This is a genomic window from Pedobacter sp. MR2016-24 (assembly GCF_026239655.1).
Classification (GTDB): domain Bacteria; phylum Bacteroidota; class Bacteroidia; order Sphingobacteriales; family Sphingobacteriaceae; genus Pedobacter.
In genome coordinates this window covers 494,269-520,882 of sequence record NZ_JAPIVO010000001.1, presented here as the reverse complement: position 1 = coordinate 520,882, position 26,614 = coordinate 494,269, and the positions used below count along the sequence as shown (strand labels likewise).

At 39.4% G+C, this 26,614-nt stretch carries 28 protein-coding genes; 8 read left to right on the top strand and 20 right to left on the bottom strand.

Annotated features, from left to right (window positions below; translation table 11 throughout):
* Positions 1-93 precede the first annotated feature (93 nt).
* Positions 94-1,365 carry a serine--tRNA ligase gene (gene serS, locus OQX62_RS02370; RefSeq protein ID WP_265829792.1) on the bottom strand — a complete coding sequence of 424 codons (1,272 nt, stop codon included), beginning with the start codon at positions 1,363-1,365 and terminating at the stop codon, positions 94-96.
* Between the two features lie 42 nt (positions 1,366-1,407).
* On the opposite strand from serS, the gene rsmI reads away from it, so the two are divergent.
* The 4 genes from rsmI to OQX62_RS02350 are packed head-to-tail and all read left to right on the top strand — an operon-like array spanning position 1,408 to position 5,073.
* Positions 1,408-2,118 carry a 16S rRNA (cytidine(1402)-2'-O)-methyltransferase gene (gene rsmI, locus OQX62_RS02365; protein WP_265830151.1) on the top strand — a complete coding sequence of 237 codons (711 nt, stop codon included), beginning with the start codon at positions 1,408-1,410 and terminating at the stop codon, positions 2,116-2,118.
* Between the two features lie 30 nt (positions 2,119-2,148).
* On the top strand, positions 2,149-2,796 hold the full coding sequence (locus OQX62_RS02360) for a PH domain-containing protein (RefSeq protein WP_265829791.1): 648 nt from the start codon (positions 2,149-2,151) through the stop codon (positions 2,794-2,796).
* A gap of 13 nt (positions 2,797-2,809) precedes the next feature.
* Positions 2,810-4,444: an apolipoprotein N-acyltransferase gene (gene lnt / locus OQX62_RS02355; protein WP_265829790.1), complete on the top strand. Its 1,635-nt coding sequence runs from the start codon at positions 2,810-2,812 to the stop codon at positions 4,442-4,444.
* Between the two features lie 2 nt (positions 4,445-4,446).
* Positions 4,447-5,073, top strand: coding sequence for a Pr6Pr family membrane protein (locus OQX62_RS02350; RefSeq protein ID WP_265829789.1), 627 nt, complete (start codon positions 4,447-4,449; stop codon positions 5,071-5,073).
* Here the strand turns inward: OQX62_RS02350 and OQX62_RS02345 are convergent.
* Together OQX62_RS02345 and OQX62_RS02340 are read right to left on the bottom strand one after the other, a co-directional pair.
* Positions 5,070-6,710 carry an NAD+ synthase gene (locus tag OQX62_RS02345; protein WP_265829788.1) on the bottom strand — a complete coding sequence of 547 codons (1,641 nt, stop codon included), beginning with the start codon at positions 6,708-6,710 and terminating at the stop codon, positions 5,070-5,072. The genes OQX62_RS02350 and OQX62_RS02345 overlap by 4 nt on opposite strands.
* A gap of 4 nt (positions 6,711-6,714) precedes the next feature.
* On the bottom strand, positions 6,715-7,389 hold the full coding sequence (locus tag OQX62_RS02340) for a porin family protein (protein ID WP_265829787.1): 675 nt from the start codon (positions 7,387-7,389) through the stop codon (positions 6,715-6,717).
* Positions 7,390-7,443: 54 nt separating this feature from the next.
* Between OQX62_RS02340 and gldB the strand changes: the two genes are divergently transcribed.
* Both gldB and OQX62_RS02330 read left to right on the top strand, forming a co-directional pair.
* Positions 7,444-8,472, top strand: coding sequence for a gliding motility lipoprotein GldB (gldB, locus tag OQX62_RS02335; RefSeq protein ID WP_265829786.1), 1,029 nt, complete (start codon positions 7,444-7,446; stop codon positions 8,470-8,472).
* 22 nt (positions 8,473-8,494) lie between these two features.
* Entirely contained in the window at positions 8,495-9,271 is a 777-nt protein-coding gene (locus OQX62_RS02330) for a patatin-like phospholipase family protein (protein WP_265829785.1), read from the top strand.
* 2 nt (positions 9,272-9,273) lie between these two features.
* Here OQX62_RS02330 and OQX62_RS02325 read toward each other — a convergent pair whose 3' ends face one another.
* Genes OQX62_RS02325 through OQX62_RS02295 form a run of 7 tightly spaced genes read right to left on the bottom strand, consistent with a single transcriptional unit; the run spans position 9,274 to position 16,186 of the window.
* Positions 9,274-9,987 (bottom strand): 2-phosphosulfolactate phosphatase, encoded by a 714-nt coding sequence (locus OQX62_RS02325; RefSeq protein WP_265829784.1) that lies wholly within the window; start codon positions 9,985-9,987, stop codon positions 9,274-9,276.
* A 15-nt stretch (positions 9,988-10,002) separates the two neighbouring features.
* On the bottom strand, positions 10,003-11,082 hold the full coding sequence (gene gcvT / locus OQX62_RS02320) for a glycine cleavage system aminomethyltransferase GcvT (RefSeq protein ID WP_265829783.1): 1,080 nt from the start codon (positions 11,080-11,082) through the stop codon (positions 10,003-10,005).
* A 42-nt stretch (positions 11,083-11,124) separates the two neighbouring features.
* A complete protein-coding gene (locus OQX62_RS02315; RefSeq protein WP_265829782.1) occupies positions 11,125-12,327 on the bottom strand; it encodes a glycosyltransferase family 4 protein in 1,203 nt (400 codons plus the stop codon).
* Between the two features lie 18 nt (positions 12,328-12,345).
* The gene (locus tag OQX62_RS02310) at positions 12,346-12,957 is read right to left on the bottom strand and encodes a ribonuclease HII (RefSeq protein ID WP_265829781.1); all 612 of its coding nucleotides are present in this window, start codon (positions 12,955-12,957) and stop codon (positions 12,346-12,348) included.
* Positions 12,958-12,988: 31 nt separating this feature from the next.
* Complete coding sequence (locus OQX62_RS02305; protein ID WP_265829780.1) at positions 12,989-14,095, bottom strand: ABC transporter permease; 1,107 nt, start codon at positions 14,093-14,095, stop codon at positions 12,989-12,991.
* Positions 14,095-15,177, bottom strand: a complete 1,083-nt coding sequence (locus OQX62_RS02300) for a glycosyltransferase family 2 protein (RefSeq protein ID WP_265830150.1) — start codon at positions 15,175-15,177, stop codon at positions 14,095-14,097. Before OQX62_RS02300 ends, OQX62_RS02305 begins: the two co-directional genes overlap by 1 nt.
* Positions 15,178-15,208: 31 nt before the next feature.
* Positions 15,209-16,186, bottom strand: a complete 978-nt coding sequence (locus OQX62_RS02295) for a hypothetical protein (RefSeq protein ID WP_416276553.1) — start codon at positions 16,184-16,186, stop codon at positions 15,209-15,211.
* Positions 16,187-16,231: 45 nt separating this feature from the next.
* On the opposite strand from OQX62_RS02295, the gene ruvC reads away from it, so the two are divergent.
* Positions 16,232-16,795, top strand: a complete 564-nt coding sequence (gene ruvC / locus OQX62_RS02290; RefSeq protein ID WP_265829778.1) for a crossover junction endodeoxyribonuclease RuvC — start codon at positions 16,232-16,234, stop codon at positions 16,793-16,795.
* 55 nt (positions 16,796-16,850) lie between these two features.
* On the opposite strand, the gene OQX62_RS02285 is transcribed toward ruvC, so the two are convergent.
* The 10 genes from OQX62_RS02285 to OQX62_RS02240 form a co-directional block, all read right to left on the bottom strand.
* On the bottom strand, positions 16,851-17,066 hold the full coding sequence (locus tag OQX62_RS02285) for a hypothetical protein (protein ID WP_265829777.1): 216 nt from the start codon (positions 17,064-17,066) through the stop codon (positions 16,851-16,853).
* Between the two features lie 92 nt (positions 17,067-17,158).
* Positions 17,159-17,941: a 5'-nucleotidase, lipoprotein e(P4) family gene (locus tag OQX62_RS02280; RefSeq protein WP_265829776.1), complete on the bottom strand. Its 783-nt coding sequence runs from the start codon at positions 17,939-17,941 to the stop codon at positions 17,159-17,161.
* Between the two features lie 88 nt (positions 17,942-18,029).
* Positions 18,030-18,908, bottom strand: a complete 879-nt coding sequence (atpG, locus tag OQX62_RS02275) for an ATP synthase F1 subunit gamma (RefSeq protein WP_265829775.1) — start codon at positions 18,906-18,908, stop codon at positions 18,030-18,032.
* 24 nt (positions 18,909-18,932) lie between these two features.
* A complete protein-coding gene (gene atpA, locus OQX62_RS02270; RefSeq protein ID WP_265829774.1) occupies positions 18,933-20,507 on the bottom strand; it encodes a F0F1 ATP synthase subunit alpha in 1,575 nt (524 codons plus the stop codon).
* Positions 20,508-20,552: 45 nt separating this feature from the next.
* Positions 20,553-21,101, bottom strand: coding sequence for an ATP synthase F1 subunit delta (gene atpH, locus OQX62_RS02265; protein ID WP_265829773.1), 549 nt, complete (start codon positions 21,099-21,101; stop codon positions 20,553-20,555).
* Between the two features lie 24 nt (positions 21,102-21,125).
* Positions 21,126-21,620: a F0F1 ATP synthase subunit B gene (atpF, locus tag OQX62_RS02260; protein WP_265829772.1), complete on the bottom strand. Its 495-nt coding sequence runs from the start codon at positions 21,618-21,620 to the stop codon at positions 21,126-21,128.
* Between the two features lie 82 nt (positions 21,621-21,702).
* On the bottom strand, positions 21,703-21,903 hold the full coding sequence (gene atpE / locus OQX62_RS02255; RefSeq protein ID WP_090555667.1) for an ATP synthase F0 subunit C: 201 nt from the start codon (positions 21,901-21,903) through the stop codon (positions 21,703-21,705).
* Positions 21,904-21,937: 34 nt separating this feature from the next.
* Positions 21,938-23,068: a F0F1 ATP synthase subunit A gene (atpB, locus tag OQX62_RS02250; RefSeq protein WP_265829771.1), complete on the bottom strand. Its 1,131-nt coding sequence runs from the start codon at positions 23,066-23,068 to the stop codon at positions 21,938-21,940.
* Positions 23,069-23,085: 17 nt separating this feature from the next.
* On the bottom strand, positions 23,086-23,472 hold the full coding sequence (locus OQX62_RS02245; RefSeq protein ID WP_265829770.1) for a hypothetical protein: 387 nt from the start codon (positions 23,470-23,472) through the stop codon (positions 23,086-23,088).
* A gap of 46 nt (positions 23,473-23,518) precedes the next feature.
* A complete protein-coding gene (locus OQX62_RS02240; RefSeq protein WP_265829769.1) occupies positions 23,519-23,737 on the bottom strand; it encodes an AtpZ/AtpI family protein in 219 nt (72 codons plus the stop codon).
* Between the two features lie 104 nt (positions 23,738-23,841).
* Between OQX62_RS02240 and OQX62_RS02235 the strand changes: the two genes are divergently transcribed.
* Entirely contained in the window at positions 23,842-26,613 is a 2,772-nt protein-coding gene (locus tag OQX62_RS02235) for a tetratricopeptide repeat protein (protein ID WP_265829768.1), read from the top strand.
* Position 26,614: the final 1 nt, after the last annotated feature.

Sequence of the window (26,614 nt, the reverse complement as noted above, 5' to 3'; positions counted from 1 at the left end):
AATAATATTTATGAGAAAGGCGGCCATCTGGCCGCCTTTTTTGTTTTTAAACATTTGACACGCTATTAAGTGTACCTGCTACGTCAACAATAACTAATCTATTTTATCGAAACCAGTATACTTAACTAATACCTCCGGAATTTTGATACCATCTTCGGTTTGGTAATTTTCTAATATGGCGGCTACAATACGTGGTAAAGCCAATGCACTTCCATTTAAAGTATGTGCCAGTTGTGTTTTTCCTGTAGCGCCTTTATATCTTAGTTTTAACCTGTTCGTCTGGTAAGCTTCAAAATTTGAAACTGAAGATACTTCCAGCCAGCGTTGTTGTGCTGCACTCCAGACCTCCATATCATAAGTCATCGCCGCTACAAAGCCCATATCTCCACCACAAAGGCGAAGCACACGGTAATGTAAGCCAAGTTCCTGCAGCAATGACTGCACATAAGCGCTCATTTGCTCCAATGTCTCGTATGATTTATCAGGATGTACAACCTGCACCAATTCCACTTTATCAAATTGGTGTAATCTATTGAGTCCGCGTACATGTGCACCATAAGAACCAGCCTCACGACGAAAACATGGCGTATAAGCTGTATTTTTAATCGGCAGATCATCTTCTTTTAAGATCACATCACGATAAAGATTCGTCACCGGAACTTCCGCCGTAGGAATCAGGTATAGATTATCTACCGTCGAATGGTACATCTGGCCTTCTTTATCAGGCAATTGTCCGGTTCCAAAGCCAGACGCCTCATTTACCATCAAAGGAACCTGCATCTCCTTATATCCTGCTTCAGTAGCACGGTCAAGGAAGAAATTAATCAATGCGCGCTGCAGGCGGGCACCTTTCCCTTTATAGACAGGAAAACCAGCACCAGTAATTTTAGTCCCTAATTCAAAATCAATAATATCATACTTAGCCGTAAGTTCCCAATGTGGCAATGCTTTCTCATGTAACTGAGCCGGCTCACCATGTAAGGAAACAACTTCATTTTCTTCAGGGGTTGATCCTGTTGGCACCTGCTCACCGGGAAGATTAGGTAACTGTACCAGCGCATTATACAGATGAAGTTCAACCACAGCCAACTCATCTGAAAGCTTTTTAATACTTTCTTTATTTGAAGCAGTTTCCGCTTTTACCAGTTCAGCTTCTTCTTTTTTGCCATTACGCATCAGCTCACCTACCTGTTTAGCACTCGCATTAGCGATGGCTGATAAGTTATCAAGCGAAGTTTGAGTTTGCCGGCGTTCTTCATCAAATTTGATAATTTCATCCACCAGTTCTGGCTGTTTGAAATTACGGACGCTTAAGCGTTCTAAAACTTTCTCTCTATTTTCGCGGATATAGTTAACTTGCAGCATTATTAAATTTTTAACAAATATAACAAGAGTTTGGAGAATAATATGGGCGGTAAACTATTTCTGGTTCCTACACCTATCGGTAACCTTGAAGATATGACCTTCAGGGCTGTGCGTATCCTGAAAGAGGCAGATATCATCCTCGCTGAAGATACCCGTACAAGTGCTCCTTTGCTTAAGCATTTTGGAATAGATAAAAAAGCATACTCACACCATCAGCATAATGAGCACAAGGCAACGAGTGAGATCATTAAGTTTTTAAGTGAGGGGAAAAATGTAGCACTCATCTCTGACGCAGGCACGCCAGCAATTTCTGATCCGGGCTTTTTCCTGGTGAGAGAAGTATTAAAACATGACTTCCCGGTGGAATGTTTACCTGGTGCCACGGCATTTGTTCCTGCATTGGTAAATTCCGGATTACCAACGGATGCATTTGTATTCGAAGGATTTTTACCGGTAAAAAAAGGGAGACAGACGCGTTTGAAAAAGCTTGCAGAAGAAGAACGGACTATAATTCTATATGAAAGTCCTCATCGCCTTTTAAAAACACTGGAGGAATTTATGCAGTTTTTTGGCGAAGAAAGACAAGCTTCGGTAAGCCGGGAACTAACTAAACTTTATGAAGAGACTGTCAGAGGCACATTAGCGGAAATAAAATCACACTTTGAAAACAATATCTTAAAGGGCGAATTCGTAATTTGTGTTGCTGGTAAAGAAGAAACCAAAAAGGAAAAACGGACTTATGAAAAAGATTAATGCTTTCATCAATCCATAAAATAAAATAATATGATTTTAATAGATAGATTTTTAAGTGACGAACAGGATCCTAAAGCTGTAGAAAAAGTCTTAGGAAAGCTGAATGACATGCTGACGGCTAATGAAGAGTTGATTTATCTTGCCGTACAGAAAAAACCTGCAGTCAACCTTTTGCCTGATTGTATCGTAGTGAGCAATAAAAGGATTTTCTACTGTGAGCCAGCTAATTTCGGTATCACGATGAATTTTAAGGATATTTCCTGGAAAAGTATCAAAGAGGTTTCTTTCAAAGAAGAATTATTTGGTTCGAAATTTATCTGTGTACCGCAGCATGGTGAAAACATCATTACGGAATATATTCCAAAAGTACAGGCAAGGAAATTGTATCAGGCTGCTTACGAACAATTGGAAGGCTTTAAAGAGCAGCAGAGACAGTCAGACCTGGAAGACAGAAGAGCACAACAGCCTGTTCCAGCTCCTGCTCCCGAGCCGGCGGTAATTGAAAATAATGTAAGTGAGACACCTGTAGTACCTGTTTACACGTCCCCAACTCCTGTTGAGGAACCGGAAGATGAAACTACACTGAAATTAAGAAAATTAAAAACACTTTACGATAAACAACTGATTACTCAGGATGAGTATGAGGCTAAAAAGGCCGATATTTTAGATAGTTTCTAGTTCTATATTATTAATGAAAAACAAAGCCCCTCTCCTGCTTGCCTTATTAAGTTCTTTCTTAATGTGGCTGGCATGGCCGCCGCATACCTTTGCCGCTCCAATTTTACTAATCGGACTGGTACCTCTGTTTATTGCACTGGAACAGCTCATGCAGGGCAATGAGAAAAAAACCGGCAAAAAGGTTTTTCTCACTGCGGGCCTGACATTTCTGGTATGGAATACAGCTTGCATTTATTGGGTATACAATGCGATCAGTGCTTATAACAGTCCTTTGGTAGCGCTGCCTATATCACTGATTCCTTTTGGACTCGGTGCCTTATTGATGACCTTTGCTTTCTGGCTTTACTACCGTTTCAGCAAAGTGGTAAGCAGTAAAAACATAGCTTACCTTGCCTTAATCAGTTTCTGGGTAAGCATGGAATATCTTCACCAAACCTGGGATCTCGCATTTCCATGGATGACCCTGGGAAATGGCTTTGCAGGAATGCATCAGCTGGCACAATGGTATGAAACCACAGGTGTGTATGGAGGTACGGTATGGATTATGCTCAGCAATATCCTTGCATTCGAAGCTTATAAAAGCTTTAAGTCCAAAACGGGTTACCTGAAAATCAGGACCGGATTAGCATGGCTGTTACTGATCGTTATCCCGGCAGGGATTTCACTGATTAAATATTACGGATATAAAGAAAAAACAATTCCGGTTAATGTGGTCGCAGTGCAGCCAAACATAGACCCCTATGAGAAAAACGGAGGTATAACACCGGCAGAGCAATTGCGAACGCTAACACTTTTATCTGATTCTGTCGGACAGGTAAATACAGAATATTTTATCTGGCCTGAAACAGCGATCCCGAGTTTTGCTGATGAAGACAATATCAGAAATACCAGCGAATTCATCGATGCGCAGCATTTTTTAAACAAGTACAAAAACGGAACACTGATCACAGGAATAGAAAGTGTAAAGTTTTATAATGAGAAAATAACTTTATCGGCCAAACAAGATGGAAATGGAGGCAGATTTTATGATAATTTCAATTCTGCGATGCAGGTGGAGAACTCTGCAAAGGTAGATTTCTACCACAAATCTAAATTGGTGCCCGGGGTTGAAAAGATGCCTTTCCCGAAAACATTAGCTTTCCTTGCTCCTGTATTTTCAGGTTTAGGCGGTACAGTCTCAGGATGGGGATGGCAGGATGAACCTGGTGTCTTTTATTCCCAGGGCGGAGTTGGTGTAGCACCGGTAATTTGCTATGAATCATTATGGGGCAGCTGGATAGCTGGTGCTGTTAAAAATGGTGCTCAGTTTATCGCCATCATCACAAATGACGGATGGTGGGGGAATACCTATGGCAAAGACCAGCATTTCCTATATGCGAAATTAAGAGCCATAGAAAACAGAAGGTGGGTAGTCAGGTCTGCGAATACAGGAATATCAGGCTTTATCAATCAGCGTGGCGATATCGTCAAACAATCACAATGGTGGACCCGCGATGCGCTTAAAATGGATGTCAACCTGAATGACCAGCTTACTTTTTATACCAAAAGCGGCGATCTGATAGCGCAACTATTAAGTATTACAGGCTTCATTATGGCGTTGTTTATTCCATACTACGCTTTTTTCAAAAAGAAACCGGTAAAAAAATAAAGATGAAGAATCTGTTTATTGCAGTCAGCGTATTATTGGGATGGTTTGCCGTCATTGCTCAACTTGTGCTCTACATCATCAACCGTACAGTTTCCTTAACTGAAACATTATTCAGGTTCTTCAGCTATTTTACCATACTCAGTAATATACTGGTTGCACTTTGTTTTACAGCCCTGCTGGTTAAGCCAAAATCTGCATGGGGCAGAATATTCACTCATTCCAAAGTGATATCCGGAACGGTGGTTTATATTATCGTTGTGAGTGCCGTGTACAACCTTGTACTTCGCCAGTTATGGAATCCGGAAGGATTGCAAAAGATTGTGGATGTCATATTACACAGTACTATGCCCATGTTATTTGTTGCGCATTGGCTGTTCCGTGTTCCCAAAAATGAGCTGCAATGGAAGAATGCATTTGCATGGCTACTCTTTCCATTGCTCTATATTATACTCGTTTTAATAAGAGGCACTTTTTCAGATTTCTACCCCTATCCATTTGTCGATGTGAGTGAATCAGGCTACAACGCCGTCCTTATTAATTGCGCCGGCCTATTTATTATCTTTTTGGTTCTTTCTCTATTGGTGATAGGCACTGGCAAACTGATCAGCAAATATACCGGAGAAGATTAAGCCAGGTATTTTCCAACGATAGGCATCCTTCTGCCCATACCAAAAGCTTTTGGAGAAACTCTCAAAATTGGAGGCGTCTGGTAGCGCTTAAATTCGGCTGCATTCACCATCTTTATAATTCTTCTCACTAATGCCTCATCATAGCCTAATGCAATGATTGCAGCCGAACTCTTTTTCAATTCAATAAACTGATAGAGAATAGCATCCAGCGTATCATAATCCGGCAATGAGTCTGAATCCTTCTGACCCGGTCTCAGCTCTGCAGATGGTGGTTTCACTATTGTATTTTCAGGTATTACCTCTCCATCTTTATTGATATAGTGGGCGAGTTCATAGATTTGGGTTTTATACACATCTCCAATTACGCCTATTGCTCCACACATATCGCCATACAGTGTACCATAACCGACGGCACATTCACTTTTATTAGAAGTATTCAAAAGAATATAGCCAAACTTGTTGGACATTGCCATCACGACTATACCTCTGCTTCTTGCCTGTATATTTTCTTCAGTAAGGTTAAAGGAAAGACCGGTAAAAGCTTTAGACATCATGCTGTCAAAAGCGTCAGCCGCCTCCGCAATAGGAATAATTTCATGTTTGCAACCAAAATGTTCTACCAGATCCAATGCATCCTTAATGGAATGATCTGAAGAATATTTTGAAGGCATTAATACCGCCATCACATTTTCAGGTCCTAAAGCACGACACGCCAGTGCGCAAACGATAGCAGAATCTATTCCGCCAGATAAACCTAATACCGCTTTGGAGAATCCGGATTTACTGAAATAATCTTTAATGCCAAGAATCAGTGCATCATGAATCTGGGCGATATCTGGCACAGGCTGATGCTCCTCAGGAGAAAAACCTTGTATCTTATTATCCAATAGCTGATACACGCTTAAATGCTCCTTAAAATAAGGCATTTCATGCAATAGATTACCTTTACTGTCAAATACCATAGAACCACCATCAAAAATGATCTCAGTTTGGGCCCCTACCTGATTTACATAAAGTAATGGAAGGTTATATTTCTTTGCATTATCCGATAGTACAGCCCTGCGTTCATCATCGTGCTGATAGGAGAATGGAGAGGCGGCAATATTGATCATGATATCGGGCGATTCATTAATGAGTACGTCCATTGGGTTAGAAACATACAATGGATTATTGTTAATGTTCCATAAATCTTCGCAAATAGTCAGTGCTATCCTGGTTCCTTTAAAGTCTATACAGCTGAATTGGGTAGCAGGTTCAAAATAACGGTACTCGTCAAAAACATCATAATTCGGCAACAATGCCTTTCTCGTTACCGCTTTTACTTGTCCGTCGGCTATAAAATAAGCTGCATTGTATAAATCCTTACCAGCTGCCTGTTCATTTTTGACAGGCAGACCAACAATACAGGCAATTCCCTGGCAATGGCCGGCAATCTGTTTTGCAGCATCTTCACAAAGGGAGATAAATTCCTCAAATTCAAGAAAATCACGGGGAGGATAACCACATACAGCCAGTTCGGCAAAAACAACAAGGTCTGCCCCCTTCGCTTTTGCCAAAGCAATATGCTCAATTATCTTTTTTGTATTACTTTCAAAATTACCGATATGGTAGTTGAGTTGTGCTAATGCTATCTTCATAATTTTAAAAGAAAACGCCGAAATTGATACCTAAATAATGGTTACGCACACTTCTGCCTTTATCATCAGATATATCTGTAAAACCATTGTTATAAGTTAGTCCCATAGTGATGCTCGTACTTCTTGCCACATCATATTCCAAACCGCCACCAATAATTAATCCGGCACGGTAAAAATTAATGTCTTTTTTGATACTGATATCTTTAACCACGTTCTTTCCGGCAAGCGCTACATCCTGTCTTGCACCTATATTAAAGTCGTTGGATAGTCCAAACTGACCATACCATCTCGCATTGGCTATTTTCTCTGTCTTCAATTTCAGGGTTAGTGGAATTTCAACATACTGAAGCATGTATTTCAGATCATATGCAGTAGGGTTTGGATTCGCCGCAGCATCATGATAAGGACTTGGATTGATCTCTGTACTCTTCCCGTTGATCGTAGTTATAGTCAGTCCTGTGGAGAAACTATAGTTCTCCGTGAAATTAAAATCACCAATCAGACCATACGAAAACCCCAGGTTTACGCCGTTGCTTTTACCCGTTTCAGGTTTTACCCAGCCAATTGTCGGATGTGCCGTCAAACCCAGTCTGAAACCGTAATAAGGCTCCGGACCATTTTGTGCAAATCCACCTTTAGTTAAAACCAGTAATACTATCGCCGTAAATATTTTTTTCATTATCATATGTTTGTTTAATGATTTTTCAATCCTGATCTGTTTATATTTGCTATAATGACATATAACGCAAAACATCGACAAATTTATCTATTTTTTCTGTGTGTATCCTTATTTTTTTCCTGTAAACAGGGTAATAAACCTGATGTTGAGGGTATTGATCTGACGATTAAAATTGAAAGATTTGACCGGGACTTGTCTGATGGGCAGTCCGCCGCGCTTGTAAAAACAGACCAGTTACTACAAAAAAAATACGGCGCATTTTATGATGACTATGTACATAGAATGGTTGGGGACCTGAGTTATACCAATGAGGAGATATTAGCTACATTATATAAAGACAAGGCTTACAAAGATTTAAATCAGGAAGCCGATAGTGTATTTAAAGATATGGCCCCTACCGAAGCAGCCTTAACACAGACCTTTAAGTATATCAAGTATTATTATCCGAAAATACGTGTGCCCAAATTTATCTCTTTCATTTCAGGGTTTGCTGTGCAGACCCCTATTGGTGATGACTATATGGGAATTGGTCTCGATATGTTTTTGGGAAAAGACAGTAAATTTTACAAAGCCATTGTCAAAAGTGTTCCCTTGTACCTTTCCAGGAGATTTACACCTGAATATATTGTACCAAGACTAACAGAAACTTATGCCCGTGAGGAGCTTTTCCCTCAAAAAGATGAAAACCGGTCTTTACTTTCAAAAATGATAGAGAATGGTAAAATCCTTTATTTTATGGACCGTGTATTAGATGATAAAACACCTGATGCCGTAAAAATTGGTTATACAGATAAACAGCTCAACTGGTGCAAAACGTATCAGGGTGATATCTGGGCTTATTTTATGCAGAACGATCTGCTTTTTGAGACCGACTTTCAAAAGATCCAGATGTATGTAAGCGAAGCTCCTTTTACACCAGGATTAGGTGAAAAGAACGAATCAGCTCCCAAATTGGGTATATGGACGGGCTGGCAGATTGTGAAAAAATATATGGAAGAAAATCCTGATATTACTTTACAGCAACTGATGGCAGAGCAGGATGCACAAAAAATATTAAGTGCAGCAAAATATAAACCGAAATAATTACCCTGTTAAATCGAACAGCATGACTAAAATTGGAATCGTATTATCAGGCGGAGGAATAAGGGGAATTGCGCATCTCGGCGTATTAAAAGCTTTTATCAATGCAGGAATTACCTTTAGTCACATTAGCGGAACCAGTGCAGGCTCCATCGCAGGTGCATTTTATGCTGCCGGCATAGACCCGGAAGAAGGACTCAATATCTTTATAAAAACAAAATTATTACGCTTTATCAGACCTGCTGTAGGCTCCTTAGGACTGATCAACATCGAACATACCTCCAATTTACTGAAGGAATATTTTCCTGACAACAAAATCGAAAACCTTAAAATACCGCTAACAATAGCAGCGACAAACTTTAGCGAAGGAAAACTGGTTTATTTTACAAAAGGACCATTGATCAGTGCCATTCAGGCATCAAGCTGCATTCCCGGAATCTTCAGACCAATCATGATCGATAATCAAATGTATGTAGACGGGGGTATTCTCAATAATTTCCCGGTGGAACCACTGCTGAATAACTGCGACTTTATTATCGGTTCTTCCTGCAATCATTTAAAACCTGTACAAAGTATTACTAAGATTACTTCCCTCATGGCAAGAGCAGGTGTGATGTCTATCAATAAGGATATGGAGCAGAAAGCCGCCTTTTGCAATGTATTGGTAGAACCCAAAGGTATGGGTGAAATCAGCACATTCGACATGAAAAAGGCAGAAACAATTTACTGGCTGGCTTACGAGGAAACCCTGAAGACCATCAAAAATAATGAGCAGCTGAAAGAATTGTTAAATAAAAACTAAGCTTATTTTTCCAGGGCAACCAGACTGTCGCCAACCAGAACAGGTATGGCTTCACAGATATTCAATTGCAGACAAAATTTTACATCTTCCTCAATATTCAGGGCAACCATTCTGTGGCTATGGGATGATTTTCCTACATATGCCCTTAAGTTATCTTTTGCGAGCGTATATAAATCCTCTGCTGCCACACTTGCATCGTCATATAATTCAAACGAGGAACGTAGCTGCTGTACTACCGCCCCTGCAAAAAGTGTATCTTCCAGGTTAAACTGATCTTTCCAGCCTGCGCATAACAACAGCACGTTTCTATCCTGTAGTTTAATCCATTCACAGAGTGATTGTAAATTAAGGAAAGAGCCAATTACTACCTGATGTGCTTTTTTTGCCAGGTGTAAAGCCTTGGTACCATTGGTTGTGGTCAGCACTACCGTTTTTCCGGCAACCTTATCTGCAGTATAAGAAAATGGGGAATTACCGAAGTCATATCCTTCTACTACTTCCCCATTTCTTTCTGCTGCTAACAGAAATCCTTTATCCGCGTAATTCAGGCAGTCTTCTACCTGAGCTACGGGAATAATCGCCTCAGCTCCGTTATCAATTCCATAAACGATAGATGAAGTTGCCCTCAGTATATCAATTACAACTACAATACTATCTTCAATAGTATATAAATTAATGAGTGCGGGCGTTAGGCAGACTTCTATTTTTCTTTGCATGAATACCGGGACAGACTATTTGTAAAAAGGGAATTTAACGACTTTAGCTTTGATACTGTTATTACGGATACTGATAAAAATTTCTGCACCTTCTTTTGTATGTTCTTTAGTCACATAACCCATTCCTATCGCTTTCTGAAGAGATGGCGACTGAGTACCCGAAGTTACCTTGCCAATTACATTTCCTGCAGCATCAACAATCTCATAATCGTGACGTGGAATACCGCGGTCAATCATTTCAAATCCAATGAGTTTACGTGTAACACCTGCTTCTTTTTTAGCCGCAAGTCCTTCCGCATTCGTAAAGTTTTTAGTGAATTTAGTTACCCATCCTAAACCTGCTTCAATCGGGCAGGTTGTATCATCAATATCATTTCCATATAAACAGAAACCCATCTCTAAACGTAAAGTATCACGTGCACCTAAACCAATTGGTTTGATGTTGAAAGGTTTCCCTGCTTCGAAAACAGCATCCCAAACCTTTTCAGCATGTTCATTGTCACAGTAAATCTCGAACCCGCCTGCACCAGTATAACCTGTTGCAGATACAACTACATTTTCAACACCTGCAAAAGTACCTTTTGTGAAATTATAATATTCCATTGAGGCCAGATCAATATCAGTCAAACTTTGCAATGCTTCTGCAGCTTTAGGACCCTGAACAGCTAAAAGTGACGTTTTTGAAGAAATGTTATGCATTTCTACATCTTTCGTATTGAACTTACTGATCCAGTTCCAGTCTTTTTCTATGTTTGAAGCATTCACTACAAGCATATAAGTTTTTTCATCAATTCTGTAGACCAGCAAGTCATCAACTATACCACCGTCTTCATTCGGCAGATATGCATACTGAACTTTTCCATCATATAACTTACTTGCATCATTACTGATTACACGTTGGATCAGGTCTAAAGCATTTTCACCTTTAAGGATAAATTCGCCCATATGACTTACATCAAAAACCCCTACAGATTTTCTGACTGTAGCATGTTCTGCGTTGATACCTTCGTATTGAACAGGCATATTATAGCCTGCAAAGGGTACCATTTTGGCACCGAGGGAAATGTGTTTTTCTGTTAATGCGGTATTATTCATCTACTGTTGCGGTTAAAAATCGAGGGCAAAAGTACATAAAATTTAACCATTTACCAGTCGCTGGTAAACACTTAACATCCTTTCAGAAATGGTGCTGATATGATGGTCGCGCTCAACCGTTTTTCTCGCATTCTCGCCAATCTCACGCCAGCGGTTCGGATTTGTTATACATTGAAGAATGGAACGGTAAAACTCATCCGGCGTATCCGCAATCAGGATATCAACACCGTTCTTACAGTTGATTCCTTCGGCAGCATAACTGGTCGCGATGATACACTTCTTCATCGCCATACCCTCAATGATCTTCACACGCATTCCGCTACCTGATAATAAGGGAACAATCATGATGGCTTTGGAATTCATAAATTCTACCGCATCAAAAATCTCACCTTCTACAACCAGATTATCTGAATCATAATTATAAAAATGCTGAGGCATACTTTTACCCGCAACGTAAAAGCGGAGTTCACTGTTGAGTTTCTCAATATCCGGCCAGATCTCATCTATAAACCATTCCAGTCCTTCCTTATTTGGTCGCCAGTCCATTGCTCCAAGATGAAACAGCGTAGGAAAACTCGTTTTAGATGTATCAATAACATATTTTTCGAAGTCCAGTGCTACAGGAAACACATCTAAACAGGTTTCACATCCAAAATGAAGTATACTCTGGCGATCCGGTTCACTGATTGCAAAAATCTGGTGGAACCGGTTAATTTGCTCTGTTTCATAAACTTTTAACCTTCTTGCCAGAAATTGAAGGTATTTCCTTCTGGGCGTAAAACGTTCGGAGTTGGCTAATCGCTCCCACACGTCAAAAACGATATTGTGCGCACGATAAATGAGCTTGGCCTTACTGTTATTCTTCACGACATCCAGGTAAGGTACCACAAACAGGCCTTCAAACTGAATGATATCAAATTCATTTTCCCGCAGGATATTCTCTAATAACTTTGCCGCATCATCATCATAAAACCGGGATACATTATAAGATTCGTTAGAGAATATATTCAGGAATGCACCCATGAGGTTGACCTCCGTGTCTATATCAAAAGAATGAAACTTGATACTCTCAAAAACCGGATCATAGATATCATCAACATCAATCCGGTGTTTATTGGTATTAATACTAAACAAAGTAATATCCACATCCAACTTCAACAACCCTTTTATAGTATTGTAAACTACAATCGGATAACCGCTATTGGGTGGAAAGGGAACTCTGTTACTTAGTATTAATGTTTTCAAATCATGTGAAAATACAAATTATACCTCGATTTCAGAAAAGAGTGTAAGCTCAGGATTGCTGATCGTAAAAGTTTTACGATGAAATGGCGTAAGCCCTTCTTTCAGTGCCGCAAGGCGATGGACTTTGGTTGGATAGCCTTTATTCTGATGCCACTGGTATGCCGGATAAGATACCGCAAGGTTCTCCATGTATTCATCGCGATGAGTTTTTGCCAGGATAGATGCAGCAGCTATATTCAAATATTTCCCATCCCCTTTTACAATGCAGGAATGAGGCACTCCGGGATAGGCTTTAAATCGATTCCCGTCTATACTTAAATATTCAGGTTTGACAGCTAATTTTTCTATCGCCCTGTGCATTGCCAGAAATGAAGCGTTTAAAATATTGATCTCATCAATTTCATGATTATCTACTGCGGCCACAGCCCATGCAACAGCTTCCTTCTCTATGATTTCTCTTAATACCACACGCTGTTTGTGCGTTAGCTGTTTGGAATCCGTTAATACACCAGCAACAAAGTCAGGCGGTAAGATCACTGCAGCAGCATATACGGGACCAGCCAGACAACCTCTGCCGGCTTCATCGCAACCTGCTTCTAAAAAATCCAGTTGATAACAATTCAATAACATGGCACAAATTTAATAAAATTAGGAGACAGATCTAAACAGTTACGTTTTGTGCTTTCACATCAAATACATCACCCAATCCAATCGCAATGAGATTGAATGCATAGACGGTGAACATAATAGCTAAACCAGGCAATATAGCAAGGTATGCTGCGTCCATAATAATGTAACCGTAGTTTTCTTTAATCATGCTGCCCCAACTCGCCATTGGCGGCTGAGCACCGAAACCAAGAAAGCTGAGACCTGTTTCAAGCAAAATAGCGGAAGCAAAATTAGCTGAAGCCATGACCAGCACCGGCCCGGCAATATTAGGTAAGATATGTCTGATGATAATGCGTGAAGAAGAAAATCCCAGTGCCTTCGCAGCTTCCACAAACTCTACTTCTTTTAGTGCCCTTACCTGCCCACGTACTAAGCGCGCAACATCCACCCAGGTAGATAGTCCTACCGCAATAAATATCTGCCAGAATCCTTTTCCCAATGCAAAAGAAATAGCGATCACCAGTAACAAGGAGGGCAATGACCAGATCACGTTCATCAGCCAGCTGATACAGGTATCTGCTTTACCACCAAAATAACCAGCAACGGCGCCCAATGTGATACCAATAGTGAGAGAAATAATGACAGCAATTAGTCCAACTGACAAAGAGACCCGGATGCCTGTAATTAACCGGCTCAATAAATCCCTGCCATAGGTATCTGTTCCAAGTAGAAATGTTTGTTTATAAATGAGCCGGTCAATAGCTTTCCGACCATCTTGTGCAATGGGGAAACTGGTTTCTGCCGCCTCTTCATCATCGCCTATATATTCTTTTACAAAAATCCGGTTCCCCGCTACTCTATAAGAGGTGACAGGGATACTTCTGTAAGAAGCCTCCTGACCAAATAACATCTTATGCAGAAAATTTACCTGCTCTACTTTCCTGGTGCTGACAATAAAAAATTCGAAGCTGCGTCCCGGCTTTTTGTTACTCAGCTGCAAGTGCATTGTGTTTGATAAGGGTGTTTGATCTGGTGTAATCAGGTAGCCCAGAATCCCCATCATCATTAAAAGTAAAATGAAAATCAATCCTCCCAAAGCCGGTTTATTTTTCCTGAACTTTTTCCATACCTGGGCTGAAGGATTGTGATTAGATTTCATTAGTTGACCATTCTACCTTTCCAATTGTACTTGCCCGAATTACCGGCTATACCAATATAAATAATATAAAGTACATGGAAAATATTAAGTACGGGTAATAAGATCAGCAATTCTTTTCTTTTGGCAAATCCCGTTACATCGATAAGAAATATCAACTCTGCAACGATCTTTAAAACAAGCTGCAGGAGTGCTATTTTAAGATAAGTGATCAGAAATAAACCGGTTAAAAGATTCAGTAGAATACTCACATTGAAAAACCAGATAAAGACACCCAGCACAATAATTGCCTTATTTTTATATCGTGTACTCTTCGAAGCCCAGCGTTTGCGTTGTTGCAAAAATTCTTTTAAATTAGGTTTGGCATGGGTATAAACTATGGCATCAGTATTCTTTAAAAAACCGATCTGATTATTATATCTCGCTGCAATTTTATGCAGCAGCAATTCGTCATCTCCCGACGCCAGATCATCTATACCCTGAAAACCGCCAACCTCATAGAAAGCATCCCTTTCATACGCAAGATTTGCCCCGTTGCAGGTTGAGGGCTGATTGTTTCCTATCGTTGATGCACCCAGACCTATCAAATAAAGGAATTCCAGGGACTGCGAACGTTCAAAAAAGCTTTTCTCCTGATCATACGCTACCGGTGAAGAGATCATTTTATAGTCATTCTCCTCATAAAACGATACAATCGTTTTAAGCCATCTTGTGCCCATACGGCAGTCGGCATCTGTAGTAATGATCAGCCTTCCGCTTGCCCCCGCTATAGCAGTCTGTATAGCCTTCTTCTTGTAAGAGTTAAGTGCCCTGTCTTCTTTCAAAGAAATCAGCCTCACTCCTCTGTCCGCATAAGACCGGATAATCGCAGCCGTAGCATCAGTAGAATGATCATCTATAAAAATAATCTCCGTAAGGTTTTTATCGTAGTCCTGCGCCAGCAACGCCTCTATTGTTTCATGAATCTGCTCTGCCTCATTTCTTGCAGCAATAATAATAGATACAGGTGTAACTGCCGTAGCAGTTTTATACTGAAAAGGAATTAAACGGTGCCAGCCTCTTATAAATGTAGTCACAACTACCAGATAGAGAATGGTTAAAAATAATGATAGGCAACTAACTACGCTGTATACTTCCAAAAAAATTTAATTTAAAAACAAAATAAGAGCCTAATATAGCAGGAATAATAATATTAATCAGCCATATACTTGCAGTACATGCAATAACAGCAACATCCTGATGCGTAACAAAGCTAAAAAAATAAGAGGCAGTAGCACTCCTGATACCAATATCAAACAAATCCAGAGAGGGTAATGTGGACTGTACAAAGAATAAGATACATACCATCATCAATATATCCAGATAATGGATATCGGCAATAAGCCAGTAAAACATAATAAAATACTGCGTGCTGAATACCACATAGCGGGCCAGGCAGAAGAGCAGGATTTTAAAAAGTTCTTTTTTCTGATACCTGCCAAGAATACTATAAAATTTTTTGTATTTACGGGTGAACCGCATGGACAGCAATAAACCATTTAACCACCGGATATTGAAGAAGAAAATCAGGAAGAATACACAAAACATCGCCGAGAGTGCCATTAATGCATAATTCAACCGGTAATCTAAAGCCATAAAACGATAAATAAAAATGCTGAGCGCAACAGCTCCAAAGATATTTGTGAGCACCATCTGACCAATATTACCTACTGCCATGGCCACTATACCCACAATTCTGCGCTTTGGAGAAAGAAAGAATACCCGACCTCCATATTCACCAATTCTATTTGGTGTAAACACAGCCCAGGTTAAACCGCAGAATACAGACTCCACCGCTTTCCATATCGATATATTTTCTATTTGCTGCACAAGGCGCTTCCATTTGAAAGCTTCCAGTCCCCAGTTCACCAGCATCAATAAGATAACAAGCGAAAGCACTGCCGTTATTTCTGCCGCCGGGATAAGGGATAAGATGTTCCTAAAGTCTTTCAGGTTTGTATTGGCAACCAGTTTGTTGTAAATAAACCACATGGCAAATAATACAATTGCCGATTTTAGAAATAATGAAAATATTGGCTTGTATCTGCTAATCAATTTTTTTATGCTTTTACTCTGTGCAAATATGCTTAATATTGTTCTATGTTGGTCGAAAAAAAGGAACGGGTAATTATGGGTATAGACCCTGGAACTTCTGTGATGGGATATGGAGTAATACTGGAGAAGGGTAATAAAATCGAACTGATCAGCATGGGCATCGTACGTATGGATCATCTGGATGATCACTTTCTGAAACTCCAGCGTATTTTTGCAAAGACAGTGGGACTGGTGGAACAATATAAACCAGATGTAATGGCGCTTGAAGCACCTTTCTATGGCAAAAACATTCAGGTAATGCTGAAATTGGGGAGAGCTCAGGGGATTGCTATGGCTGCTGCGCTGTCTAAAGATGTGCCTATTACAGAGTATGCGCCAAGAAAGATTAAGCAGTCTATTACAGGTAATGGAAGTGCAGGTAAAGAACAAGTGGCAGCTATGTTACAGCGACTACTTAATTTCAAAGAAACACCAGAATTTCTTGATGCTACAGATGGACTTGCTGTTGCTGTTTGTCATTCTTTTCAAAGAGTAAGCACAAGCGGCAGTGGCAAATCTTATTCAGGATGGTCTGCTTTTGCCAAAGACAATCAAAAAAGATTAAAATAAAAAAGCCTTCAGCAGCAAAGGCTACTGAAGGCTCTTATATATTTTTATATACTTATTAAGCGCCCAATATTTTGAATACTGCTTTGAAGCAGATAAACGCACCTAAGAATAAAATGATCCAGGAAACTAATGATAACATATTGGAATCAAAAGCAAAGCGTAAATATACACCCACAAGGCTGACAACTACACCAACAATCAATAGTTTGTATATTGATGACTCATTCGCAGTCTGCATGCTTTTAGTATTGTGATTTGGAGTTTGTTCCATGTTTTTATTTTTTAAATTGCTGCACAAAATTAAGATTATTTATATAAAAACCGCATGTTGAATGGAGAATAATTTCTCTTTTTGCGGCGACTTTAATAATAACCTTTTAATCCTTCCGCACGCTGCTTAGCTTTTTCGCTTTCATTCAAATGTTCTCCCCTATAAAGTAACTTTTCCCAATCGCCATACATTGGGTTAGGCAGGACTATAAAATGACTGCCAAATTCCTCACTGAATTTTGATACCTGCTCCCCTGTATTCTTGCCCTCTCTATAAAAAACATTCGAGAAATCACTCAGATTATCTCCACAAAGTAACAGGATATGATACCGCTCCAAAACTTTCTGCCGGCGGGCCTCTTTATCGGACGTGGTAGTCTTCACCAGTAAATGCGCATCATCAGCGTCTGGAAATCCAAACCGCTGTAAATTTTTCAGTGTCGCGGTATAATCAGATTGCTCCCGGTTCGTAATATAATAAGTCTCTACTTTTCTCGACCTGGCATAATTAAGGAAGCTCAATGCACCCGGCACCGTGTCTGCTGCGCTTCTACCCGTCCAGTCGCTCCAGTCTTTAGGATCATAACTAACCCCATTTTTTATCTCATGTCCCTGAAAAGGCGAGTTATCCAAAACCGTTTCATCAATATCCACCACTATACAGTTACGCTTTGATGTATCTGCCATTTTTAAACGATAATCTAAAGATAGCCTCGCAAAGTTATAAGCCTGAAAGCAAAGTGCCTTATACTCGCCAGAATGCTGTTGCCAGGCTACAGCCATGGTGTAATCTTTAGCTGCATTTACAGAAGGTTTATTTTGCGCGAGTAAATGTAGTGGCAACAGAAGTGTGATTAAAACTGAAAAAATCTTCATAAAGATGAAATTGATATTTAAAGGATAGGAATTAAAAAGGCCCTTACCATGGAGATGATAAGGGCCTTAATCTTATAATTTTGATGCACTAGCCATTCAATGCAGCAGCTCCGCTTACAATCTCTGAAAGTTCAGTTGTAATTGCAGCCTGACGGGCCTGGTTGTATGATAATTTCAATGCTTTCAACAAATCACCTGCATTTTCAGTCGCTTTGTCCATTGAAGTCATCCTTGCACCATGCTCAGAAGCATGAGAGTCCAGCACAGCTTTATACAATTGTATTTTAATTGATTTAGGAATTAATTCCTTAACAATTTCCTCTTGTGTAGGCTCAAGAATATAGTCTACCTGAGTTTTGGAAGCCTTCACATTTTCAGTTTTCGGCAATGGTAACAATTGTTCAGTAGTGATAATCTGCATAGCCGCATTTTTAAAACGGTTATATACTAATTCTACCTTATCAAACTCACCCTTTTTAAATCCTGCCATGATTGATTCCGTAATTTTAGTTACATTCTCAAACGTTAATGCAGTATATACCTCGTTGTTATTTCCAATGATATTGTAACCCCTTTTCTCATAAAAATCCTGAGATTTCTTACCGATAGATATAATGCTTACGTTTCCGTTTTTGTACTGCTCACTATATTTATCACTGATCAGGTTATTTGCTGCTTTGATCACGTTCATATTGAACGCACCAGCTAAACCACGATTGGAAGAAACGATAACAATTAAAACTTTATTAGGTTCACGCTCCTGTACAAAAGGTGAAGAAGATCCTTCCAGGTTGGCAGAAAGATTTCCTAAGATCTCTTTAAGCTTCGTAGCATACGGACGTAACTGTACAATAGCATTGGTTGCACGTTTCAGCTTCGCTGCCGAAACCATTTTCATGGCCTTGGTGATCTGCTGCGTAGATTGAACCGACGATATACGAATTCTTACTTCTTTTAAATTTGCCATTCTTTATTAATCTTCCTTCTTTACTTAGTATTTTCCAGCTAATTCTTTAGCTACTGTTTCTAACACACCTGTAATCTCATCATCCAGTTTACCAGCTTTTAAAGAAGCCAATGTTTGTGGGTGACGCAATTCCAGTTGTTGCAGATATTCAGCTTCGAATTCCCTGATTTTATTTACAGGTACAGAACGCATCAGGTTCTTGGTACCAATGTATATAATTGCTACCTGTTTCTCTACAGACATTGGAGAGAACTGCGCTTGTTTTAAAATCTGAACGTTTCTGGCACCTTTATCCAGTACAGATTTAGTAGCTGCATCCAAATCAGATCCGAATTTAGAGAAAGCCTCTAATTCACGGTATTGCGCCTGATCCAGTTTCAATGTACCAGCAACCTTTTTCATTGATTTAATTTGTGCATTACCACCTACACGTGATACCGAGATACCTACGTTAATAGCCGGACGAATACCAGAGTTAAACAAGTTAGACTCTAAGAAGATCTGTCCGTCAGTAATTGAAATTACGTTAGTAGGGATATAAGCAGATACGTCACCAGCCTGAGTTTCGATAATTGGCAAAGCAGTTAGTGAACCACCACCTTTTACGATTCCTCTGATTGATTCTGGTAAATCGTTCATATTACGTGCAATCTCATCGTTAGCATTGATCTTAGCCGCACGCTCTAATAAACGACTGTGCAGATAAAACACATCACCCGGATATGCCTCACGTCCTGGTGGACGACGCAATAATAAAGAAACCTCACGGTATGCTACAGCTTGTTTAGATAAATCATCATAAACAATCAGTGCAGGACGACCAGTATCACGGAAGTACTCACCAATAGCTGCACCAGAGAATGGGGCATAAAATTGTAATGGAGCAGGATCTGCAGCAGAAGCCGAAACAACTACTGTATAAGCCATTGCACCGTTCTCCTCTAATGTACGAACAACGTTTGCAACTGTACTGGCTTTCTGACCACAAGCAACATATATACATAAAACAGGATTACCTGCTTCATAAAATTCTTTTTGGTTGATAATCGTATCGATACAAACAGCACTTTTACCGGTCTGACGATCACCGATAACCAACTCACGCTGACCGCGTCCGATAGGAATCATCGCATCAATCGCTTTGATACCTGTCTGAAGAGGTTCGTTAACTGGCTGACGGTAGATTACTCCTGGAGCTTTACGTTCAATTGGCATTTCGTAAGTCTCACCAACGATTGGTCCTTTACCATCGATAGGTTCTCCAAGTGTATTTACAACACGGCCTAACATACCTTCACCAACTTTAATAGAGGCAATTTTCTTAGTACGTTTAATCGTATCACCTTCTTTGATACTGCTGTACGGGCCTAATAAAACCACACCAACATTATCTTCTTCAAGGTTCAAAACAATACCCTGCAAGCCGTTTTCAAATTCAACTAGCTCACCTGATTGAACTTTAGTTAAACCATATACACGGGCAATACCATCACCCACTTGCAATACGGTACCAACTTCTTCAAGTTCGGCTTCTGATTTGAAGCCCGACAATTGTTGCCTGATAATTGCCGATACTTCGTCTGGTCTTACCTCTACCATAATTTTATATTATTTCTTTTGTAATTCTTATACTGTTAATTTGAATTAAACCAGTCCGTGGGATAATTCCTTTTTTAATTTATTCAAGCTACCTGAAATACTCGCGTCAAATTGTTTATCACCAACTTTAAGGATGAAACCACCAATAAGATTTTCATTTACTTTCTCTTTGATGACAACTTCATTCGCACCTATTTCTTTTTTAACTACAGCAATGATCTGCGCCCTGTTCTCATCAGTAAGTGCTACAGCTGAAGAAACCTCCGCCGTAATAATACCTTTGATCGTATTATACTGAGCAACAAAAGACTTTGCCGTATCAAATAAAATAGCAGCGCGGCCTTTGCTCACTACCAGCTTCAGATAAGTTCTGGTAATTGCATGAACCTTTGTACCGAAAACATCGTCTAAAATTCCAGCTTTCTTACTCAAAGGAATAACAGGGTTCTGAAGAATCGTCTCCAATTCACTGTTCTGATCAATAGTCTGCTCAATAAGTGCCATGTCATTTTTAATCTCCTCCAGAGCAGATTGCTCAGTAGAAAGATCAATTAATGATTTGGCGTATCTTGATGCTGCTTTATTTTGTGACATTTTTCTTTAATTTGAAAACAAGAACTAGTTTAATTCAACATCTTTCAAAAGACCCGCAACTAAATCCTGCTGCTTGGCTTTATCAGTTAACTGGTTACGCAATACACGTTCTGCGATATCAATTGATAATGTTGAAACCTGATCTTTCAATTCAGCCAAAGCAGCTTTCTTTTGATTCTCAATTTCAATTTTTGCCTTTTCAATTAATTTAGCTCCTTCAGTCTGTGCCTGGCTTTTTGCTTCATTTACGATTGAATCCTTCAAAGCTTTAGCTTCTTTAAGAATCAGATCTCTTTCTGCACGGGCTTCTTTCATCGACTCCTCGTTTTGAGCAGCTAAACGAACCATTTCCTGTTTTGCTAATTCAGCTTTATTTAAAGCTTCATCAATATCATGCTCACGCTGTTTAATCGCAGCCAATACAGGTTTCCATGCAAACTTAGCCAGAACAAACATTAACAATAAAAATGCTATTGTCTGAAAAATAACTAAACCAATTTCCGGTACTAATAATTCCATTTAAGTATATATATGTAGGTTTTTATTTCTTAATATAGAACGTACTTTGTAGCAATCCTACAAAGTACGTTACCATTTTTAGTTACACTAATGCAACTACTACCGCGAATAATGCAACTGCTTCAACGAATGCAGCAGCGATTAACATCGCAGTTTGAATTTTAGAGGCTGCTTCCGGCTGACGAGCAATACCTTCCATAGCTGAACTACCGATTTTTCCGATACCCATACCAGCTCCGATAGCAGCTAATCCAGCACCAATTGCAGCAATACTTCCTGTAATCATGATTGTTTATATTAATTGTTAAAAATTCAAATTAGTGATGTTCCTCTATCGCCATTCCAATGAACAGTGCAGATAGAATTGTAAAAATAAATGCTTGTATAAATGCTACCAGCAACTCAATCACATTGATAAACAATGCAAATGCAATAGATACCGGAGCAACATATATACTGTTAAATACGAATACAAGTCCGATTAATGCTAATCCTAAAATGTGACCAGCTGTAATGTTCGCGAATAAACGAATGGCCAATGCAATAGGTTTAGTAAAAATACCAATGATCTCTACCGGCACAAGAACGATATATAACCACCATGGAACATCTGGTGCAAATATGTGTCTCCAGTAATATTTGTTACCGTTCGTAACGGTAAGAATCAGCGTCAATAACGCAAGTACAACAGTTACTGCTGTGTTACCTGTTAAGTTCGCTCCTCCGGGAAGAAACGGCACCAGACCAAGCATGTTGTTAAACCAGATAAAGAAAAATACAGTTAACAGGTAAGGCATAAAGCGCTCATACTTGTGGCCAAGGTTTGGTTTGGCTATGTCGTCACGAACAAAAATGATAATCGGCTCTATCCATGACTGGATTCCTTTAGGAGATTTACCAGCATTCTTTTTGTAACTGTTAGCTACTTTAAGGAATACAGCAAGAATCACCACAATGGAAAGCAATAATGTACAAGTGTTTTTAGTGATCGAAATATCAAGAGGACGGGCATTCTTAACGTGATGCGCTTCATCTAAATCTGCATACTGACCATGCTCATTCGCAGTGGCAGAAGCATAATAGATCTTTTCATGCATCTTAACAAAGCGTTGTCCATAACGTTCAACAACTACTTTAGCCTCATCATCATGAAGAAAGTCACCCGAATTAAAGGTAACAAATCCAACCTGAGTATACAGGATTACGGGAAGACCGATATAGTAATCGCCAATTACATGCCAGCTGTGTGAATCAGCTACGTGATGTAAGGCGAACTTACCAATATTGAACTTCTTCTCTGCCTCTGGTTCGGCATGAGCGGCTGATGTTGTTTTCAATGTGTCTTCCTGCGCATATAACGAGGGTGTTACAGAGAATAACGCTAAAAAAAGCGTAAAAACAACAATTAACCTATTAACTTTAAAATCAAAAACGTGGCTACAATCCATTTACTGGCAGATTTTTACTATTTATTTTGGTGGCGCAAGTTACGTAACAGGGAGTATATTTCAAAGAAGCTGAACAATAAATATAAAGAAAAAAAATTGAGGGCAAAAACTAAACCCTTTTCCTTGCTGTTCAGGCTGTAAATCAGTACAAAAGCCATAGAAAAAATCATTTTCAAAACTATAGACCCCATAATCGCCATTACACCGGATTCAGGATCCAGTTTAATGCCATAATAGGCGACTATATAGGCTATATAAGTAAGTCCCCCCACAAAACAGAAGACCAGCCAGAACTTCCCGGCCAATAAGGTGACCTGCGGAAATAGTGAAGGCAATAAAAAAGCCACTCCCGCAAGGAGTAAACTATATAACAAATAAAATAAGGTAAATTTTGGTATGCTCAAAATGGTATTTTTCACAAAAGTAATAAAATACCACCTGAATTGTAGCCTACTTTTTATTATTCAGCTGTCTAACCACCTGGTATAGAGAAATAATCACGCCCAGAACACCCAGCAAGGCAACAAAAAGCGGTTTATGTGATTCCCTGTAAGTATCAATTTTATAACCTGCAAATGTGAACAGACCAATGGTTGCGAGCATCTGGAAACCCATTCCGGAATATTTTACAAAGTTAGTCGTGTTTTTATCTTTCTCCTTAGCACTCATTGTCTTACCTGTTACAAATAATTTAAGATATTTACTGAGAATATTGCCGAATAAAAATAATTTTGCATATATTCTATAATTTATTTTTGACTCAAACTCAGCCTTTGAAGAATTTAAACCAGCCAAATTTAAAGTTACTGTTATTTTGCATAGGAATCAGCTTCCTTATCGCCTGTGGCAGTCAAAAAGATACTGCCATGAGCAGGGGAATGCAGAATCTTACTGCCAGGTATAATTACATCTACAACTCCAATGTCATTCTGGATAACTACGAAGAAGATCTGTATCAGGAATATACGGATAATTACAGTGAAATCCTACCAGTATATACAGCTCCGGAAAAATTTAATACAAGCCAGATCACAACAACAACACCTGTTAATGACAAAGCACTCAATGCGATTATCGCAAAAGCACAGGTAATCATTGCTGATAAATCATTTAGTAACTATATAGATGACTCCTATCTTTTACTGGGTAAGGCTTATTATTTTAAGGGCGACTACTTTATTGCCGAAGAATATTTCGACTATGCAGCTAAAACTTATGAGACCAATATTGATGTGGTAATGAGCGCGCTCAACTGGAAGGCAAGAAGTTTAATGCAATTGAATAACCTGAAAGATGCAGCATTGATACTGGATACAGTATATACCAACCTGTCGATGATTAAAACACGCGGCGCTGAACCGAGGGCGACTATCGCGCAGATGTATATCTATCAGGACAGGATTGATGAAGCTATTCCTCTGCTGGAAAGCGCCGTAAAGCTGAGCCATCTAAAGCGTAACAGGATCCGCTGGACCTACATACTTGCCCAGCTTTATGAGAAACAGAAAAATTATCAGGAAGCACTGCGCAATTATGTGAAAGTCCAAAAAAGTAATGCCGCTTTTGAACTGTATTTCAATGCCAATTTGAATAAGATTAAGCTTACCGGATTATTGAATGGCGAAAAACTGGATAGAAAAAAGCAGCTGCTGATCCTTCTGAGGGACGATAAAAATTTTGATTATACAGATCAGATCTATTATCAGGTTGCAGAAAGTTATGCAGAAGATGGAAATTTTGCAGAAGCAGAAAAATATTATCAACTGTCAGCGCGGAAAAGCACAAAAAATAAATACCAGAAAGGTATCTCTTATTTGCGTATTGCCGACCTGAATTTTAAGAACACCAGGGACTTTCTGAAAGCAAAATTATATTATGACAGCACAGTAAACACATTGCCAAAAAATTATCCCGGTTATGAACAGATTGTTAAAAAAAGTCAGAATCTGGAATATCTCACAGAACGTTATGATGCAGTAGCACTGCAGGACACACTTCAAATGCTGGCAAAACTTCCTGAACAGGAACGTGCAGCGAGAGCTGAACAGCTCATTACCCCTGTTATTGCAAAAACAATCGCTACTACAACTATAAACCAGAATAATCTTTTCCTCGAATCCAGAAACAGAGAAAATAGTGCCGGAACCTCATCTGGTACCTTTTATTTCAGTAATGCGATGGCAGTAAGCAGAGGTTATACAGATTTTTTAACGCGGTGGGGCAATAGAAAGCCCGAAGATAACTGGCGACAAAGTATAAAGTCTTCATCACAAACTACAGCCGAAAGCATAGCTAAGGTTGAAGATAACGGGAATAAAACCGGCAAAGGTCCGGACTCAGTCGCGGGCAACAATTCCAACACCGCATTGGCTAAGTATCTAAAAGATATACCTGTAACACCTGAGCTGCTAAAGGCATCAGATCAGAAGATCATCGATTCATACTATGAAATTGCTAATTTTTACCAGCAGCAACTGGATGATCAGCAGGAAGCCGCGAGAATTTATCAGCTCATCTTATCGCGTTTCCCTGAAAACAATCGTCTGCCAGCCATTTACTACAGCCTGCATTTAGGTTATAAAGATAATGATCCCGCCAACAGCACAAAATACAAAAACCTTGTTTTGAGCCAGTTCCCAAACAGCGTTTATGCAAAAACAATCAAGGATCCCAACTTTTCCGCTAAACAGTCCGAAATAGAAGCAGTAGTCATTCAGAAATACAATAAAGTATTCAATAAGTATGAAAGAAAATCTTTTCGTGAAGTTATCAGGGAAGCAGATACAATCAAACAGCAATATCCAGACAATATCTTGAATCCGCAATTAGCTTATCTGAAGGCAATTTCCATTGGCAGGACGCAACATGTAGACAGCCTGGTTACTGCATTTAAAAACATCAGCACAACTTATCCTGATGATAAAGTCATTGTGCCACTGGTGAATGACCACCTGGCTTACCTGTCATCACATATGGGTGATTACAGCAAAAGAAAGATTGCGCTCCCGGATTTCGATCCAAACGAACCCCGCTTGTTTACTTCTGACCCTTTACCAAATATTCCAGAGCCGGTACAAACAGCAGAGAAACTACCTGTAGAAATCGTAGAAACACCTGTTGAAGTAAAAGAGACAGCAACACCTGCTACCGTTATTACTCCATCACCTGTAAAAGTTGCTGCCGACATATTCAGTAAAGCCGTATCAGATACTTATTATTTTGTGATAGATGTGGCAGATGCCAGTTTAACGCTGAGTTCATCCAGGTTCGGTATCGGACAGTTCAACAGAGGGAACTATGCAGAAAACGGACTAAAGCACCGATTAACAGAATTTGACAATGATCAACTGATATATGTTGGGAACTTTAGTAGTTTTGCAGAAGCAAAAAGTTACGCGAATGGAATAACTCCGCAATTGAAGCAGATCATGAAAGTTCCTGAAGATATTTACACTACGTTTATCATCAGTAAAGAGAATTTCGAAAAACTTCAAAACAAAGAGCTCGTAACCAATTACTTAGAATTCTACAAAAACAACTACTAAA

Coding starts and splice junctions, on each gene's coding strand:
- atpA (WP_265829774.1), bottom strand. CDS start 20,507: ATGGTAGAGGTAAGACCAGACGAAGTATCGGCAATTATCAGGCAACAA.
- ruvC (WP_265829778.1), top strand. CDS start 16,232: ATGTTGGTCGAAAAAAAGGAACGGGTAATTATGGGTATAGACCCTGGA.
- OQX62_RS02305 (WP_265829780.1), bottom strand. CDS start 14,095: ATGAAATCTAATCACAATCCTTCAGCCCAGGTATGGAAAAAGTTCAGG.
- OQX62_RS02350 (WP_265829789.1), top strand. CDS start 4,447: ATGAAGAATCTGTTTATTGCAGTCAGCGTATTATTGGGATGGTTTGCC.
- OQX62_RS02285 (WP_265829777.1), bottom strand. CDS start 17,066: ATGGAACAAACTCCAAATCACAATACTAAAAGCATGCAGACTGCGAAT.
- atpB (WP_265829771.1), bottom strand. CDS start 23,068: ATGGATTGTAGCCACGTTTTTGATTTTAAAGTTAATAGGTTAATTGTT.
- OQX62_RS02360 (WP_265829791.1), top strand. CDS start 2,149: ATGATTTTAATAGATAGATTTTTAAGTGACGAACAGGATCCTAAAGCT.
- OQX62_RS02325 (WP_265829784.1), bottom strand. CDS start 9,987: ATGCAAAGAAAAATAGAAGTCTGCCTAACGCCCGCACTCATTAATTTA.
- gldB (WP_265829786.1), top strand. CDS start 7,444: ATGACATATAACGCAAAACATCGACAAATTTATCTATTTTTTCTGTGT.
- atpG (WP_265829775.1), bottom strand. CDS start 18,908: ATGGCAAATTTAAAAGAAGTAAGAATTCGTATATCGTCGGTTCAATCT.
- gcvT (WP_265829783.1), bottom strand. CDS start 11,082: ATGAATAATACCGCATTAACAGAAAAACACATTTCCCTCGGTGCCAAA.
- OQX62_RS02330 (WP_265829785.1), top strand. CDS start 8,495: ATGACTAAAATTGGAATCGTATTATCAGGCGGAGGAATAAGGGGAATT.
- OQX62_RS02280 (WP_265829776.1), bottom strand. CDS start 17,941: ATGAAGATTTTTTCAGTTTTAATCACACTTCTGTTGCCACTACATTTA.
- atpH (WP_265829773.1), bottom strand. CDS start 21,101: ATGTCACAAAATAAAGCAGCATCAAGATACGCCAAATCATTAATTGAT.
- OQX62_RS02310 (WP_265829781.1), bottom strand. CDS start 12,957: ATGTTATTGAATTGTTATCAACTGGATTTTTTAGAAGCAGGTTGCGAT.
- atpF (WP_265829772.1), bottom strand. CDS start 21,620: ATGGAATTATTAGTACCGGAAATTGGTTTAGTTATTTTTCAGACAATA.
- lnt (WP_265829790.1), top strand. CDS start 2,810: ATGAAAAACAAAGCCCCTCTCCTGCTTGCCTTATTAAGTTCTTTCTTA.
- rsmI (WP_265830151.1), top strand. CDS start 1,408: ATGGGCGGTAAACTATTTCTGGTTCCTACACCTATCGGTAACCTTGAA.
- OQX62_RS02345 (WP_265829788.1), bottom strand. CDS start 6,710: ATGAAGATAGCATTAGCACAACTCAACTACCATATCGGTAATTTTGAA.
- OQX62_RS02240 (WP_265829769.1), bottom strand. CDS start 23,737: ATGAGTGCTAAGGAGAAAGATAAAAACACGACTAACTTTGTAAAATAT.
- serS (WP_265829792.1), bottom strand. CDS start 1,365: ATGCTGCAAGTTAACTATATCCGCGAAAATAGAGAGAAAGTTTTAGAA.
- OQX62_RS02340 (WP_265829787.1), bottom strand. CDS start 7,389: ATGAAAAAAATATTTACGGCGATAGTATTACTGGTTTTAACTAAAGGT.